The 15,037-nt window shown below is 70.4% G+C and carries 13 protein-coding genes and 1 tRNA gene; 5 read left to right on the top strand and 9 right to left on the bottom strand.

Features of this window, described 5'->3' with window-relative positions:
• The first annotated feature begins 32 nt into the window (after nt 1-32).
• Nucleotides 33-467: a response regulator gene (locus ODJ79_RS04155; protein WP_263021958.1), complete on the top strand. Its 435-nt coding sequence runs from the start codon at nt 33-35 to the stop codon at nt 465-467.
• Between the two features lie 41 nt (nt 468-508).
• The gene (locus ODJ79_RS04150; RefSeq protein ID WP_263021957.1) at nt 509-859 is read left to right on the top strand and encodes a PRC-barrel domain-containing protein; all 351 of its coding nucleotides are present in this window, start codon (nt 509-511) and stop codon (nt 857-859) included.
• A gap of 15 nt (nt 860-874) precedes the next feature.
• Here ODJ79_RS04150 and ODJ79_RS04145 read toward each other — a convergent pair whose 3' ends face one another.
• The 4 genes from ODJ79_RS04145 to ODJ79_RS04130 all read right to left on the bottom strand — a co-directional run bounded on the left by ODJ79_RS04145 (nt 875) and on the right by ODJ79_RS04130 (nt 5,121).
• Nucleotides 875-1,855, bottom strand: coding sequence for an MHYT domain-containing protein (locus ODJ79_RS04145; protein ID WP_263021956.1), 981 nt, complete (start codon nt 1,853-1,855; stop codon nt 875-877).
• A gap of 180 nt (nt 1,856-2,035) precedes the next feature.
• Nucleotides 2,036-2,329: a hypothetical protein gene (locus ODJ79_RS04140; RefSeq protein WP_263021955.1), complete on the bottom strand. Its 294-nt coding sequence runs from the start codon at nt 2,327-2,329 to the stop codon at nt 2,036-2,038.
• 178 nt (nt 2,330-2,507) lie between these two features.
• Nucleotides 2,508-3,740 (bottom strand): Ig-like domain-containing protein, encoded by a 1,233-nt coding sequence (locus ODJ79_RS04135; RefSeq protein ID WP_263021954.1) that lies wholly within the window; start codon nt 3,738-3,740, stop codon nt 2,508-2,510.
• 136 nt (nt 3,741-3,876) lie between these two features.
• The gene (locus ODJ79_RS04130; RefSeq protein ID WP_263021953.1) at nt 3,877-5,121 is read right to left on the bottom strand and encodes an Ig-like domain-containing protein; all 1,245 of its coding nucleotides are present in this window, start codon (nt 5,119-5,121) and stop codon (nt 3,877-3,879) included.
• Between the two features lie 158 nt (nt 5,122-5,279).
• Here ODJ79_RS04130 and ODJ79_RS04125 point away from each other — a divergent pair.
• Nucleotides 5,280-5,355 (top strand) — tRNA-Lys (locus ODJ79_RS04125).
• Between the two features lie 23 nt (nt 5,356-5,378).
• Here the strand turns inward: ODJ79_RS04125 and ODJ79_RS04120 are convergent.
• The 3 genes from ODJ79_RS04120 to ODJ79_RS04110 form a co-directional block, all read right to left on the bottom strand.
• Nucleotides 5,379-5,774 carry a hypothetical protein gene (locus ODJ79_RS04120; RefSeq protein ID WP_263021952.1) on the bottom strand — a complete coding sequence of 132 codons (396 nt, stop codon included), beginning with the start codon at nt 5,772-5,774 and terminating at the stop codon, nt 5,379-5,381.
• Nucleotides 5,775-5,861: 87 nt separating this feature from the next.
• Nucleotides 5,862-7,277, bottom strand: a complete 1,416-nt coding sequence (pntB, locus tag ODJ79_RS04115) for a Re/Si-specific NAD(P)(+) transhydrogenase subunit beta (RefSeq protein WP_263021951.1) — start codon at nt 7,275-7,277, stop codon at nt 5,862-5,864.
• 3 nt (nt 7,278-7,280) lie between these two features.
• Entirely contained in the window at nt 7,281-8,816 is a 1,536-nt protein-coding gene (locus ODJ79_RS04110; protein ID WP_263021950.1) for a Re/Si-specific NAD(P)(+) transhydrogenase subunit alpha, read from the bottom strand.
• 336 nt (nt 8,817-9,152) lie between these two features.
• On the opposite strand from ODJ79_RS04110, the gene ODJ79_RS04105 reads away from it, so the two are divergent.
• The gene (locus tag ODJ79_RS04105) at nt 9,153-9,374 is read left to right on the top strand and encodes a hypothetical protein (protein WP_263021949.1); all 222 of its coding nucleotides are present in this window, start codon (nt 9,153-9,155) and stop codon (nt 9,372-9,374) included.
• A gap of 403 nt (nt 9,375-9,777) precedes the next feature.
• A complete protein-coding gene (locus ODJ79_RS04100) occupies nt 9,778-10,233 on the top strand; it encodes a lamin tail domain-containing protein (RefSeq protein ID WP_263021948.1) in 456 nt (151 codons plus the stop codon).
• A gap of 243 nt (nt 10,234-10,476) precedes the next feature.
• Here the strand turns inward: ODJ79_RS04100 and ODJ79_RS04095 are convergent, their stop codons facing one another.
• Together ODJ79_RS04095 and ODJ79_RS04090 are read right to left on the bottom strand one after the other, a co-directional pair.
• Nucleotides 10,477-12,315, bottom strand: coding sequence for a SprB repeat-containing protein (locus tag ODJ79_RS04095; RefSeq protein WP_263021947.1), 1,839 nt, complete (start codon nt 12,313-12,315; stop codon nt 10,477-10,479).
• Nucleotides 12,316-12,408: 93 nt separating this feature from the next.
• On the bottom strand, nt 12,409-15,018 hold the full coding sequence (locus ODJ79_RS04090; RefSeq protein ID WP_263021946.1) for a CHAT domain-containing protein: 2,610 nt from the start codon (nt 15,016-15,018) through the stop codon (nt 12,409-12,411).
• Nucleotides 15,019-15,037: the final 19 nt, after the last annotated feature.

The raw sequence follows: 15,037 nt of genomic DNA, 5'->3' as shown, positions 1-15,037 counted from the left end.
CTTGCGGCACCGCAAATTCCTAGGGGGCCTTCGTGCGGAGCCTGCAGATCCTGGTCGTCGATGACGACGACGCGGACGCCCTCATGATCGAGGAGGCGTTGGCCGCCGCCGAGACGCCCACCCGGGTCGAACGGGTCACCGACGGTCGCGAAGCGCTCAACTACCTGCGGGGCGAGGGCAGCTACACCGAGGCGAGCCGCCCCGACCTGATCCTGCTCGACCTCAACATGCCACGGATGGACGGGCGCGAGACACTCGCCGCGATCAAGACGGACGAGCAGCTCAAGGCGATCCCGGTAGTCATCCTGACCACCTCCGGCGCGGCGCCGGACATCGCGGCGAGCTATCAGCAGCGGGCCAACGCGTACGTGACCAAGCCGTTCGGCCTCGACGACTTCGAGGCGACCGTACGGCAGATCGACCGGTTCTACCGTGAGGTCGCGAGCCTGCCGGGCGCCCGGGACTGACTTTTCGTGTACCGGCGGGCCTCCGGGGGTACCTGCGGGACATGACGGACAAGGAACAACCCCAGGACCTCGGCGCGCCGGTGTCGTACCTCGTGCTCGCGGACGGCACGCCGGTCTTCGACCGGGCCGGCGACCGGGTCGGCGAGGTCGAGCACGTGCTGGCCGACGAGGGCGCGGACGTCTTCCACGGGCTGCTGCTCAAGACCGCGATGGGGCACCGGTTCGCTCGGGCGAGCCTGGTGGACGGGCTCTACCAGCACGGGGTCATCGTGGCCGCGCCGGCGGCGGAGCTGCCGGAGCCCAGCGCGGACCCGCCGGCTCGGCTCGCGGACGACGACGGCCTGCGGCACGGGCTCAAGAAGGCCTGGGACTGGTTGATGCAGCCCCGGTAACGCTTGCTCGACGAGTCAGCGGGAGCGGTCGCGGTAGGTCCAGGCACCGCCGCCGAGGGCGGACGCGCCGCGCTTCGGCCGCTCGGGCTCGGCGGCCGAGATCGCGTTCGGCAGCGGAAAGGCGCGGGTCGCACCGGCGGCGCCGGCAGCGCCAGTCGCGCGGACAGCGCCGGGAGCGCCGGGAGCGCCAGTAGCGCGGGCAACGCCGGTAGCGGGGGTAGCGCCGGTAGCCTCGCGGCGGGCGGCGAGGTAGGCGGCCGCTTCGCGGTCTTCCTCGGTGGGCGCGGCCATCAAGGCGTACGCGAGGCCGAGGATGCCGAACACGACCGTGGCGCCGATCGGAACGATCATGCTGGTCGAGCTGGCGCCGCTGAGCTCGCCGGGCGCGTGCTCGGTGACCGAGATGGCGGACATGCCGGTGAAGTGCATGGCGTTGACCGCGATCCCCATGACGAGCGCCGAGACGAAGATGGCGAGCGGTTTGTGCACCGTGACGGCCAGCCAGAGCGCCACCGAGGCGGCGACCACGGCGATGCCGATCGACAGGCCGACCCGGGTCGCCGAGTAGGAGATCTCCCCGTTCAGGTGCAGCGCCGCCATGCCGGTGTAGTGCATCGCGGCGACACCGAGTCCGGAGATGACGCCGCCGGCCAGGATCCGGAAGTTCTGCGCCTTCTGGCCGAACAGGGCTATCACCAGGCCGAGGGCGACCGCAACGACGGCCAGGATGGCGCTGGCCGCGGTGAGGCCGACGTCGTACCGGATCGGCGTGCCGGAGACGCTGAAGCCCATCATCGCGACGAAGTGCATGCTCCAGATCGCGGTGCCGCCGATGGCGACCGACGCGAGGATGGTCCACCAGATGCGCTCGCCGTTCGAGCGGGCCGACCGGAACCGGGCCGCCAGCGTGAGGCCGAGCAGCGATCCCAGCACGGACAGTAGGTAACTGACCGTGGGAGTGATCCACCCGTGGTCGAAGTGATGGATCTGCGCCATCGCCGCTCTCCCTCTTCCGCCCCTGGTCCGCGCTGCATACTGCCTGCTTGATCGCGAACTTGGGAAGGACTGTTACGCAGGTCGGGTGACGGTCCGGCTACAGATGTCGAAACAACGCGCGAAGCGCACCTTGGCGGCAAACCCGCAGGTCATCCACGGCATCGATGCCTTTCACTGAATTCATCCGACGGTTTCGAGGCCGCTCGCCGCGCAAACGCCGGACATATCCGAAGCGGCCGCAGCAACCGCCGCAACCTTGTCCGGTTCATCTGGTTTATTCCTCGCCGCCAGCGCTGCGCGATAAGCGTCGTCGAGCCGGCGAGCGGCGTCGGCGAGCGGGGCGTCGGCGGTCGCGGCCGCGGCGGCGATCCCGCCGGTCACTCCCGGGACCATGAAGGAGCCGCCCTCGATCGCCGCGGCGAGCCGGGCACAGGCAATCGATCCCGGTACGTCGTCGGCGCTGGCCTCGATCACGCTCGGTAGCGACTCGCCCGGCGTTTCGGGCGCCGGCGCGGACCGGCCCGGGGCAGACGCGGAGACTGCCGGGGCCGGTGGCGACGCGGCCGGCCGGCCGGTGCCGCCTCCGCCACCACAACCGGCGAGCAGGAGGCAGGCCAGCCCGACCGCGAGTCTCATTTGCCCAGATTAGGCGCTATTTGAGGTAGCTGAGCTTCTTCCACTCGGCATAGCTCACGTTGAAGTCCGTCCAGCCGTTGCCCTGCTTCAGCTTCTGCTCGGTGCCGCTGACCGTGATCGGGTCGCCCATCATCGTCCGGCCGAACAGCCAGGCGCCCATCTTCTCCGAGACGTTGACGCAGCCGTGCGAGACGTTGACGTGCCCCTGCTTGCCCTCGGACCAGGGCGCGGCGTGAATGAACTGGCCGCTCCAGGTGATCCGCTGGGCGAAGTCGATCGGGGTCTTGTAGCCGTTCACCGGGTCGGTGTCGGTGGTGTCGAAGACGGTGTGCTTCGCCTTCTCCATCACGATCATCGTGCCGCTCGACGACGGGGTGCTCGGCTTGCCGAGGCTCACCGGGATCGTCTTGATGACCTTGCCGTCCTGCTTGACGGTCATCTGCTTGGCCTTGTTGGAGACCGTCATGACGAACGACCGGCCGATCTTCAGGTCGACGGTGAGGTCGCTCTTGCCGTAATAGCCGTTGCCGAGCGGGACGCCGCCCAGCTGCGCCTTGTAGAAGACCTTCGAGTTCCCCTGCCAGAACACCTTCGGCCGGTAGTGCACCTCGGTCGGGCTGATCCAGCCCCAGGAGCCCTCCTGCGCCGGGGTGGCGGTCACCGTCAGCCGGCGCTCGACGTCGTCCCGGAAGCTCACCGGGATCGCGCGGCTGAACTTGATGATCAGCGGCATGCCCACGCCCACGGTCTGGTTGTCGGCGAGGAAGCTGGTCACCCGAATGATCTTCGAGGGCTTGGCCATGGTCGTGAACGTGCTGGTGGCCGAGCCGCCCTTGCCCTCGGCCGCCGTGCCGTTGACGGTCACCGTGTATTTGGCGCCGTAGGCGAGGGCCTTGTCGGGGCGCCAGGTCTGCTTGTCCTTGTCGAGGGTGCCGCTGACCTCGCCGCCACCGGCATCCGTCACGGTGACCGAGATGTTCTCCGGGTCGTCGCTGGTGTACTTCACCTCGGTGACGGCCACCACGCCGGTCGCATTGGCCGCCGGCGAGACGACCGCCACGGTGCTGAGGGTCGGCGACGGGGACGGCGCCGCGGTGCCGCTGCTGCCGTCGGCGGTCTGCCGGTCGCTACCGCCCTGCCAGGTGGGCGACTTGTCGCCGCGGCCGCAGCCCGAGCCGAGCAGGACGACGCCTGCGATCAGCGCGGTCGCGGCGGAGCGCCACGGGCGCCCAACTCGACTGCTGTTCATGATCCCCCCACGGCGTCGCTCGATCCCTGGCCGCCCCATCTTGCCGGGCGAAAGCCGGGTCACCCAATCCCGGATTCGTGCCGCGAGCGCAAAGTCACCCAGGTCATAGCGACAAAGTCGCCTGTTTAGGGAGGTATCACTTCAGGGAGGTCGGCACCGGAAGGGCACTGCCCTTGACGAACTCGTCCCAGGTCACATTCCACGGGGTCCAGCCGTCGCCGTAGGCGAGCTTGGTGCCGGTGTTCTTGACCACCACCGGGTCGCCGATCAACGACTTGTTGAACAGCCACACCGCGTTGGACGGGGAGACGTTGACGCAGCCGTGCGAGACGTTCCGGTGCCCCTGGGCGCCGACCGACCAGGGCGCCGAGTGAACGAACTGGCCGCTCCAGGTCAGGCGCTGCGCGTACTGAATATTGACCTTGTAGCCGGCCGAGCCCGCGGTGTCGGTGGTGTCGAAGACGGTCTCGGCCTGCTTGTCCATGATCACCATGGTGCCGCTCACCGAGGGCTTGCTCGGCCGGCCGAGGCTGACCGGCATCGTCTTGACCACCTTGCCGTCCTGCACGACGGTCATCTTCTTGGTCGCATTGTCGACGTTCATCTCGAACTTGCGGCCGATCTTGGCAACGGCCGAGCGGTCCTGGTTGCCGTAGCGGCCGCCGCCGGTGGGCAGGCCGCCGACCGCGATCCGCACGGTCAGCTTGGTGCCCGGCTGCCAATACTCGGGGGCCCGGTAGTACGCCTGGGTGCCGCTCGACGTCCACGACCAGACGCCCGGCTGCGGCGGGTCGGTCTGCACGAACATCCGCTTCTGCACGGCCGCGCGGTCCGCCTTCTTGATACCCGGGTTGAACTCGGCCACGACCGGCATCGCGACGCCGTACGTTTGGTCGTTGAAGAGGTAGAGCCCCGTGCCGGTCTTGCGGGCCGGCGCGCCCATCGTGGTGAAGGTGGTGCGCACGGTCTTGGTGAGGCCGCTGTCCGACGTGGCGACGACGCTGGCCGCGTACCTCTCCTTGGTCTTGAGGGTTTGGCCCGGCACCCAGCTGGAACCGTCCTCGCGGAGCCGGCCCGCGACGGCCTTGCCCTTGCTGTCGGTCAGCGTGACCGAGGTGACCTTGCCGCCGGAGACCTGGAAGCCGACCTCGGCGCTGGTCGGGACGTTGGTCTTGCCGGCCGTCGGGGTCACCGAGAGGCTGATCGGCACGTCGGCGGACTCCGGGGCGGGCGCACCACTGGCCCCGGCGCTGACACTCACGCTGGGCGCGGGCGTGGCAGCGGCGGCAGACTTCTGCTTGTCACCACAACCGGACAGCGCGAGCGGCGCGATCACCGCAGCCACCACGACCGTCACCACCGAGCGCCGCATGCCGACCATCCCCGTAGATCAAAATTTGCGGTTTGCGGGACATCCTGCCGCATGCAGGCAAGGGCCCGAGTCATCCTTGGGGCTGATTCAAGCCGTGAATGTGAGGAACACGGGCCGATTTCAAGGATCTAGGGGGCGCGTGCTAACGTTTCCGTCGTTGCCGGCGAGCGCCGCTAGCTCAACTGGCAGAGCAGCGGACTCTTAATCCGCGGGTTGTAGGTTCGAGTCCTACGCGGCGCACCAAGCATCACCAGGCCGTATAGCCATCAGGCTATGCGGCCTTGATCTTTTGTGGGACGTCGGTGGGACGTGTGTGGGCGCCCCCGTTTCCGCCCTTTGGGGCGGCCGGAAGGCCTGGTCACCCGCGGCGGCGATCTCACCCCGCTCAGCGGATTTCCCTCGGCCACCGCCCGTTGCTCGCGCAGCAGCCGCACCGTGTGCCGGTCCAGCCCGACCAGCCGGCGGCTCGCCGCCGTCTTCGGCGGACCGACCGTGACCAGATGACCGTTGGCGATGCGCTGCTGCTCGATCATCGCCATCCGCGAATCGAGGTCGACGTCGGCCCGACGCAGTCCGGCGGCTTCACCGCGGCGCAGACCACGCAGGGCGATCAGCCACCACATCACCGCGAGGCGGTCGTTCGCGACGAAGCCGAGGAACACCTCTTCCGTCAGCCACGAGCGACCGCAGGCCAAATGTGCCCGTCGGTCGCCCGCTCGAAAGGCTGTCCTCCTCGTCGGCAAGTTCGCTCAGACGGGTACGCGCGACAGCGCCCGGACGATGTCCTCGACCTTGGACTTCGCGTCGCCGAAGAGCATGCGTGAGTTCTCCCGGAAGAACAGTGGATTCTGCACACCCGCGTACCCGGCGGCCATGGAACGCTTGAAGACGATGACGTCCTTGGCGTTCCAGACGGTGAGTACGGGCATGCCGGCGATGGGGCTTGCCGGGTCTTCCGCGGCGGACGGGTTCACGGTGTCGTTGGCGCCGATGACCAGGACGACGTCCGTGCCCGGGAAATCGTCGTTGATCTCGTCCATCTCGAGCACGATGTCGTAGGGCACCTTGGCCTCGGCGAGCAGGACGTTCATGTGGCCGGGGAGTCGACCGGCCACGGGGTGGATGCCGAAGCGGACTTCGACGCCTAGGTCGCGCAGCTGCCGGGTGAGCTCTGCGACCGGGTACTGCGCCTGGGCCACGGCCATGCCGTAGCCGGGCGTGATGACCACCGAGGTGGCGGAGGCGAGCAGTTCGGCGGCGTCCTCGGCGAGGATCTCGCGGTGCTCGCCGTAATCGATGTCGCCCGTTGGGCCCGCCTCGATACCGAAACCACCGGCGATGACGGAGATGAACGAGCGGTTCATCGCCTTGCACATCACGTACGAGAGGTAGGCGCCGGAGGATCCGACGAGCGCGCCGGTGACGATCAGCACGTCCTGGTTGAGCAGGAAGCCGGAGGCGGCCGCCGCCCAGCCGGAATAGCTGTTGAGCATCGAGACGACCACCGGCATGTCGCCGCCGCCGATCGAGGCCACCAGATGCCAGCCCAGCGCGAGCGCCAGCACCGTGACGACCACCAGCAGCCACAGCGCCGGGCTGATCACGAACCACACGGTGAAGATGGCGAAGAGGGCCAGCGCGCCGAGGTTGAGCAGGTTCTTGCCCGGCAGCATCAGCGGCGCCGACTTCATCCGGCCGCTGAGCTTCAGGAACGCCACGATCGAACCGGTGAACGTGACCGCGCCGATGAAGACCCCGATGAAGACCTCCGCGTGGTGGATCTTCTCCAGGCTGTCGAGCGGGAAGATGACGAGTCCCTGGGCCGCTTCACGGTATCCGTTCCATCCGACCAGCACGGCGGCGAGGCCGACGAAGCTGTGCAGCAGCGCGATCAGCTCGGGCATGCCGGTCATCTCGACGACCCGGGCGCGCCAGAGGCCGATGGCGCCGCCGACCACGACGCCCGCGATCAGCAGCGGCAGCCCGACGCCGGGACGGCCGTCGATGACCAGGCCGAAGGTGGCCGCGAGGGCGATGACCATTCCGGCGACGCCGTAGGTCCAGCCCTGCTTGGCGGTCTCGTGCTTGGCGAGCCCGGCCAGCGACAGGATGAAGAGCAGGGACGCGACCAGGCCGGCCGCGAAAGCGATCGAGGTGGCATTCATCGGTCAGTTGCCCTTCTGGAACATGGACAGCATGCGGTGAGTCACCGCGAAGCCACCGAAGACGTTGATCGAGGCGAGCAGGACGGCGACCGTGGCAAGGACCCGGACGGTGGTGTCCGGGACGCCGACCTGGAACATGGCGCCGACGAGGATGACGCCCGAGATCGCGTTGGTCACCGACATCAGCGGCGTGTGCAGGGCATGGTGCACCTTGCCGATGACGTAGTAGCCGATGACGACCGCGAGCACGAGCACGGTGAAGTGCCGCGGGATCGGCTCCGGGGCGAACGCGTTGACGAGGAAGAGGACGGCGACGGCCAGCCCGGTCAGGGCGAGCTTGGCAGCCACCGGGAACGGCCGTTTCGCCGCGACCGGCGCAGCCGCCGGCGCGATCGCGGGCGTGATGGCCGCCGCGGACACCTGTACGGGCGGGGGCGGCCACAGCTTCTCGCCGTCCCGGGCCACGGTGATGCCGCGCTGGACGACATCGTCGAGGTCCAGGATCAGCTTGCCATCCTTGCCCGGCGTGACGAGCTTCATCAGGTTGACCAGGTTGGTGCCGTAGAGCTGGCTGGCCTGCGCGGCCAGGCGGCCGGCGAGGTCGGTGTAGCCGATGATCGTCACGCCGTGGCCGGTGGTGACCACCTCGCCGGCTACGGAGCCCTCGACGTTGCCACCCTGAGCGGTGGCCATGTCGACGATGACCGAACCGGGGCGCATCGCGGCCACGTCGGCGGCGGTGATCAGCCTGGGTGCCGGCCGTCCGGGGATGAGCGCGGTCGTGATGATGATGTCGATATCGGCGGCCTGCTCGGCATACAGGCGGGCGGCCGCAGCGTCGTACGCCTCGGAGGTGGTCTTGGCGTAACCATCGGAGGAAACCATCTGCTCGTCGACCTCGACCGGCAAGTAGGTGCCGCCGAGGCTCTTGACCTGGTCGGCGACCTCGGGGCGAGGGTCGGTGGCACGTACGATCGCGCCGAGGCTGGCGGCGGCGCCGATGGCGGACAGCCCGGCCACGCCGGCGCCGGCGATCAGGACCTTGGCCGGTGGGACCTTGCCCGCCGCGGTGACCTGGCCGGTGAAGAACCTTCCGAAGTGATGGGCGGCTTCGATGACGGCGCGGTAGCCGGCGATATTCGCCATGGACGAGAGCACATCGAGCGACTGGGCGCGACTGATCCGTGGCACCGCGTCCATTGCCAGGACAGTGATCGGTCGCGCGGCCAGCGCGTCGACCAGTTCTGGGTTGAGTGCGGGCGCCAGCATGGAGACGAGCACGGAGCCGTCTTGTGGCCGGTCGACCTCCTGCAGGCTGGGGCCGTTGATCCGGAAGACGATGTCGGCGGCCCAGGCCTGCTCCGCGGATCCGACGCCGGCACCCGCCTCGGCGTACGCCTCGTCGGCGAAGCTGGCAGCCTCGCCGGCGCCGGCCTCCACGACGACGTCGTATCCGAGGGCGATGAGCTGTTTGGCGGTCGTTGGGGTGGCGGCGACGCGCGTCTCACCGCTGGGCTCGCGGGGAACTCCGATAAGCATCGTTGGCCTTGCTCCTTCACGCTGCGGACGCATGGAATCGGCACCCACGGCAGACATAGAACGGCCTGGCGCCGGCCAGGTCTCTCCCAGCCGGCCCCAGACCGGGTTAACGGTTGTTCAGTAGATCAGGAACGGATTGATCAGTACACCCACCAAGCGGCGGATCACTTTTTCGCGCGGCAGCGAGGCCGCTCGGCAGCCTTGGTACGCCTCGTCGGCAAACGTAGGACGCTTACCCGCTGTGCCGACCATTACCTGAGGGCTGTCCCGTTCGGTTCTGGTGGGCCCACCGCGGTACGGGCGTCGGCCGCCGTCGCCGCCGGCCTGGTCGCGGCGGTGCTCGTCGGAGCAGCGGTGGGCCGGCCCTACGCGCCGGGGGTCGGCTGGAGCGTGGCGGCGCTCGGCTACGTCCCCTACACCTCGCTCATCGTCGGCAGCATGTCGGCGCGGGCCACCGCCACCCACGCGGACCCCGGCCGGCGCGCCACCGACCTCACCGGCGCTCCTCACGGCCGAGCAACGCCGACGCCCGTACAAAGCGATGGACCACGGCAGTGACCAGTCGACTCATCGGCGATCGTACGAAGCGAGTAGGGCGCAACTCTCTTGACGGATTGTTTCCGGCTTTCGTGACTCCTAGTTTGTGACGGTGCAGAGCCAACGACTTGAGGGTCGACCTCAGCCACTGCGGCGGTGATGCTTTCGGACTGGCGGCGGTGTGCGGTGTCGGTCGCGTCAGGTGGCGAGTAAGCCGAGAGAACGAGACCTGGAGCTTTCGCGCACCGCGGTCGCCGGCGATGAGCCGCATCGGTGAGTGAAATCGTTCATCAGGAATTCGACGCGGCCGCCAGCCCGCACGGCTTCGCTCTGCGCCGCGGCCATCCACGAACTCCGTTGTCGTCAAGCAAACGATGACGCCTACGCGTCCCGCACCAAATCGGATCGACAGAGGAGGAACTACATGAAGAAGCGACTAATCAGTCTCGTCTCCGCGTTAGCCCTCGGCTTGGGGGTCTGCCTGGCCGCCGCTGCACCGGCTCAGGCCGCCACACCGCCGATCATGTTCACCATCGTCTATTACAACGCGCCCGGGACCGACACTACTGCGAACGCCAGCGTGAACGGTGAGTACTTCGGGTTGAAGAACACGCGCAGCTACGCGCTCAACCTCAAGAACTTCACGGTGCGCGACAAGCAGAACCATGTCTACACGTTCACCACGAGCTTCGTGCTTTACCCCGGCAAGAGTGTCTACGTCCACACCGGCAAGGGCACCAACACGAGCGTCCACCGCTACTGGGGGTTGGGCTGGCACGTGTGGAACAACACCGGCGATGCCGCCTACCTTCGCAGCAACTACGGAACGCTGCTCGACTCCTGCTCCTGGGGCAGTACTGGCGCCTACACATATTGCTGAGGCCTCCGCAATACCAGCCGAGCCAATTATCGACTTCGGCTGAGCGATCTCGCCAGCAGCGCGCACGCCACGGGCTTCGGAGGCGACGGACCGGTCGACTGTCCAATAGCCCGAATCGGTCCAATCGATCTCGGTGCCAGCTGCGAGGTCAAGCTCCTCGCCCCGACGTACGTGCTAGGTCGGCATCCGCGGCTGACCCGCCGGTGCACCGTGCCGCCACACGGTGCACCGTTGGTCACCGGCCTACACCGTGCCGGAGATCCACCACATGCCCATGGCGGGCGAGTCGTACAGGTCCGGGCCGACCGGGCCCTGGCCCCAGAAGTAGTCGCCGACGTTGGTCACGCCGTCGGACGGGCGCCACAGGCCGGTCGACTTGTAGATCACGCCGGACGGCTCACGGTCGATCGCCATCAGCGCCCAGGCCGCCTGGATCCGCTGCGCCGGTCGCAGCGTCCACCAGAGGAACTTCTGGGGGAACAGGTAGTTCGCGAACGTCGCGCCGGTGCCGCCGCCCACGCAGTACGCGTTGGTCTGGAACCCGTTCATGATGTGCAGCCCGCGGAAGCTCTGCTTCCAGCTCATCGGGTACGTCAGGACCTGGCAGGACTCCAGCTGCAACCATTCCAGATCGTACGAGTCGCCCCAGCGCGCCTCGGACGGCACGATCGAGGTGCCGCCCTTGAAGGTGAACCCGCCCGACCAGCCGTGGCCCGTGTACCAGACCGCGTCCACGTTGTCGACGTAGTAGTTGTCGCCGCCGCCGAGGGTGCCGTCCTTGAAGTCCCACTCCCAGGCGTTCGCGCCGCGCCAGTCGAACGCGACCGGGGTCCCGTGCGACTGCATCACCGAGCGGAAGCCGTTCGCGCTGTCCTGCGCGCACTGCCACTCGTCGACGGTCTGCTCGATGCCGACATCGGTCGGCCCGACCGCCAGCGCTCCGAAGCCGCCACCGCCCGGCGTCGTCTCGGCTGTCGCGTCGCCGTCGCCGTCCAGCGTCACGGTCGCCGTCGCGGCCAGCCCGTCGGCGTCGGTGACCTCGACGGTCAGCTGCTCCGCCGGGTCGGCCTTCGCGTCGCGCGGCGCGCGTTGGTAGGCGATCGTGTCACCGGTCTGGCCGCTGTCGAGCACCGTGCTCGACGACGACCAGGCGTACGTGTAGGGAGCGGTGCCGCCGGAGACCGAGACCGCCGCTTCGACGGTGTCGCCGGAGCGCTTAACCGCGAGTTTGCCGCTCGGCGCCGCCCCCGGCACCGCCGGGACGAGCCGGTGGGCGAGGGTGCCCGACTCGGCCACCGGGTTGCAGGTGTACTGCGGGAAGATCGACGACACGGTGCCCTTGCCGTTCGCCTCGACCGCGCCCAGCTCGGGGAACTGGTAGCCGAGCGTCGGCGTCTGCTGCCGGGTCCCGGCCGGGTAGAGGGCGGCGCACGCCTTGGTCGCCTCCGCCGGGTCGATCACCGCGACCGTACCGGCGCGGGTGACCTTGCGCAGGGCGTGCGACAGCTGGCTGACCGTGCCGTCCGGGGCGAAGGTGATCCGCAGCTTGGCGCCCTGCCCAGTCACCGGCAGACCATCCAACGTGAGGTGCCCGCTGACCGTGGTATCCAGAGCATGCTCGGTCGTGGCGCGGCCGTTCGCGTCGGCCAGGGTGAGCCGACTGTTGGAGACCTCGGTGGTCAGCTTCATGTCGGGGCTGAGCCCGGCCAGCTCGACCAGCTGTTTCGCCTTCGCCAGCGCGTCATCCGCTGAGATCGGTTTGACGGCGCGCAGCCGGTCGAGGTCGACGGCCTGGCTCAGCGTCGCCCGGCCCTGCTCATCCTTGCCCTTGGCGACGTCGACCAGCGGCACCGCGTTGAAGGTGGCCGTGTCGACGTAGCTGAACGCGCCGGTGGTCTCCAGCGCGTTCGGGATGCCGTACGCCTTGCCGAGGGCCGCACCCTCATCTTCGGTGAGTCCCTCCTGGACGACGGCGTAGACGCCGGCGGTGTCGGCGGCCTGGGCCGCCGCGGGCGGCAGCAGCGTGGTGCCGGCGAGCGCGAGGCTCACGGCGGCGGCCAGCCGGATGTCGCGACGCAACATCTTTCTCTCCTTCGGTGACGGCGCGGGAATCCGCGCACCGGGACAGAGCCGGTGCGCCGGGCCACGCATACATCCCGGGAGACGAACCGGTTGCTAGCCAGCGCCAAAACAGACAAAGGCCGCGGCGGTGGCGTGCGCCAGGGCGCCCCGCTCGGCGAGGGTCCGCTGCGCGTCGGCCAGGGCCATCGCCGGTGGGTCATCGGCCCGCAGACGCCGGTGCAGGTCGACGACGAGAGCGGTGGTCAACTCCGCCGGCACCGGCAGCACCGTCGAGATCAGCGTCCGGGTGCCGAGCGCGAGCAGGACCGCGGTGAAGCCCATCACCTCGTCGCCGGGCCGCACCGCGGAGCGGCCCGCATCGCAGGCAGAGAGCACCATGCAGCCGGGCGGCCGGGACAACCGCTCCCACTCGTACGCGATGAGCGGCCCGTCCGCCAGGTCCAGCGTGGAGAACTGCGGGCTGTCCGCCCGGAACCGGCCGTGCGCGGCGATGTGCACCACCGCGGCGCCGTCCATCGCCGCCGTCACCCGTGCCGCCCCGGCCTGCTCACCGGCCAGCACCACCGCCCCCGGCAACAGGCGGCACAGCCGGTCCACCTCGTCCCGGGCCGCCGCCAGGCGCGGCCCCGCCACCAGCACCGGCGGGCCATCCGGGGCGCGCCGCCGCCGCGCCGCCAGCCAGGACGTCGCCGACGGCGCCACCGTCACCGGCCGCCCCGCACACGTCGGCAGCGCCGCCCACGCCACCCCGTGCAAGGCCCCGATCGGCACCACGACCAGCGGCCGGTCGGCCAGCCACGGGCGCAGCGGCCCGAACAGCTGCCGGTCCAGCTCGGCGGCGGTGTGCTCGGCGCCCGCCCGGGACGCCGCCGAATCCCCCGTGGCGATCACCCGGCGCAGGCCGAACCGGTGCAGCCGGGTCCGGCGCAGCGCCTCGTCCAGCGACCCCAGGTCGTGCAGGCCGCAAACGCCGTCCCGCAACAGCACCGCCAGCAGCCGGCCCCGGTGCGCTACCAGCTCGACGAGCACCGCGTCGCCGAGTTCCCTGGCGAGGCCAGGCACCCCGGCCGGCTGCGCCGCGTCGCCGGCCACCAATCCGGGCACCGTCCGGGTCAGCTCCCGTACCCGCTGTTCCAGGCGAGCCTGGGACAGCCGCAACGCCTGCGCCGGGCGGTCGCCGAGCAGCGCGTCCTCCAGCGCGGTGCTCACCATCCGCAACTCCGCCAGGGCCGCGGCCAGCTCCGGGTCGCGGGGTGGGAGCACCGGCCGCAGCCGCAGCGCGCTCGCCCGGCCCCGCTCCGCCCAGTCCAGCACGCCGTCCGGCAGCCCGGTCCGGACCGCGATGTCCAGTCCCTCCGAGGCCAGCTCCGTCCCGTACCCGCCGGTGTGCGCGCGCAGCTCGGTCGCGCCCAGCGCGGCCCGGTAGGTGTCGAGGACGGCCAGGCCCCGGCGCAGCGCCCGCTCGGCACCCCGCTCGTCACCCGCCAGCCGGCGGCACAGGGCCAGCGCGTACCAGCCCTGCGCCCGACGTGGCGCGGTGCCCCGCCGGCGGGCCTGCGCGGCGACCCCCAGCAGCTCGACGGCCTCGCTCGGTCGGCCCAGCCGGGTGGCGATCCGGCCGGCGTCGATGCGGACGGCGAGCGCCGGGCCGGCCCAGCCGGTGTCGGCCAGCTGCCTGGCGGTCCGGCGCAGCGCGGCCAGCAGCGCCGGGGTCGGCTCGTCCCGGCCGGCCCGCGCCTGCAGTTCGACCCGCCGGGCGAACGCCGCCCAGGTGCGGCGGCCCTGCCGGCGGAATCGGGACCGGGCACCGGCCGCCGCCCGCGCCGCCGTCTCCAGATCGCCGCCGACCAGCGCCGCCCGGGCCTGGGCCAGCAACGCCTCGGCCAGATCGGAGGCCATCCCGCGCCGGTCCAGCTCGCGCACCGCGGTGTCCGCCACCGCCGTCGCCTCGCCCACCAGCGACACCGAGAGCAGCAGCTCAAATCGGTCCAGCAGCAGCGCCGGCCGGGGCACCGCGAGACGCTCGTGCTCCCGGTCGACCTCGGCGAACCGGCGCAGCGCCGCCGCGACGTCCCCGCGCTGACCGGCCGCGACCCCGTCGTTCCAGCGGGCGTCCGCCGCCGCCAGGGGCAGCCCGAGCTCGGCGAAGAGCGCCGCCGCCCGCTCCAGGTCGTCGGTGCCCCGGTCGGTGCCGCGGTGGGCGTTGAGCAGCCCTCGGTTGTTGCGGGCGCGGGCCTCCAGGAGGCCGTCGCCGGCCCGCTGCGCGATCTCGATGGCCTGGCTGTAGTCCCGGACCGCCTCAGCGAACTCGCCGCGATAGTGCCGCACCACACCGCGCTGCATCCGGGCCCGGCCCGCGTCCACCCCGGACAGCTGCGGCAACGCCGCGCTGACCGCGGTCAGCGCGGCGGCCGTGCGGCCGGCGTTGGCCAAGGCGTAGCCCAGGCTCATCCGGGCCAGGGCGGCCACCGTCGCGGACTCGGCGGCCCGCACCGCCCGGTGCAGATGCCGCACCGCCCCGGCCAGGTCACACAGCTCCAGCAGGGCCAGCCCGACGGCGCGCTCCGCGGTGGACCGCTCGTCGGCGTTCGCCGGGCCGGACAGCACCTTCCGGGCCTCGGCGATGGCTTCCCGGGGATGACCCTGGACGGCGGCCAGGGCCCGTTGCGCGCGACTTGGCGGAGCCGAGCGATCGACGACCATGAGCAGCAATGTCCTTCAC

Source organism: Actinoplanes sp. KI2 (assembly GCF_025630775.1).
GTDB lineage: Bacteria > Actinomycetota > Actinomycetes > Mycobacteriales > Micromonosporaceae > Actinoplanes.
Note: the sequence above shows the minus strand (reverse complement) of the source record. Positions and strands in the feature narration are given on the sequence as shown.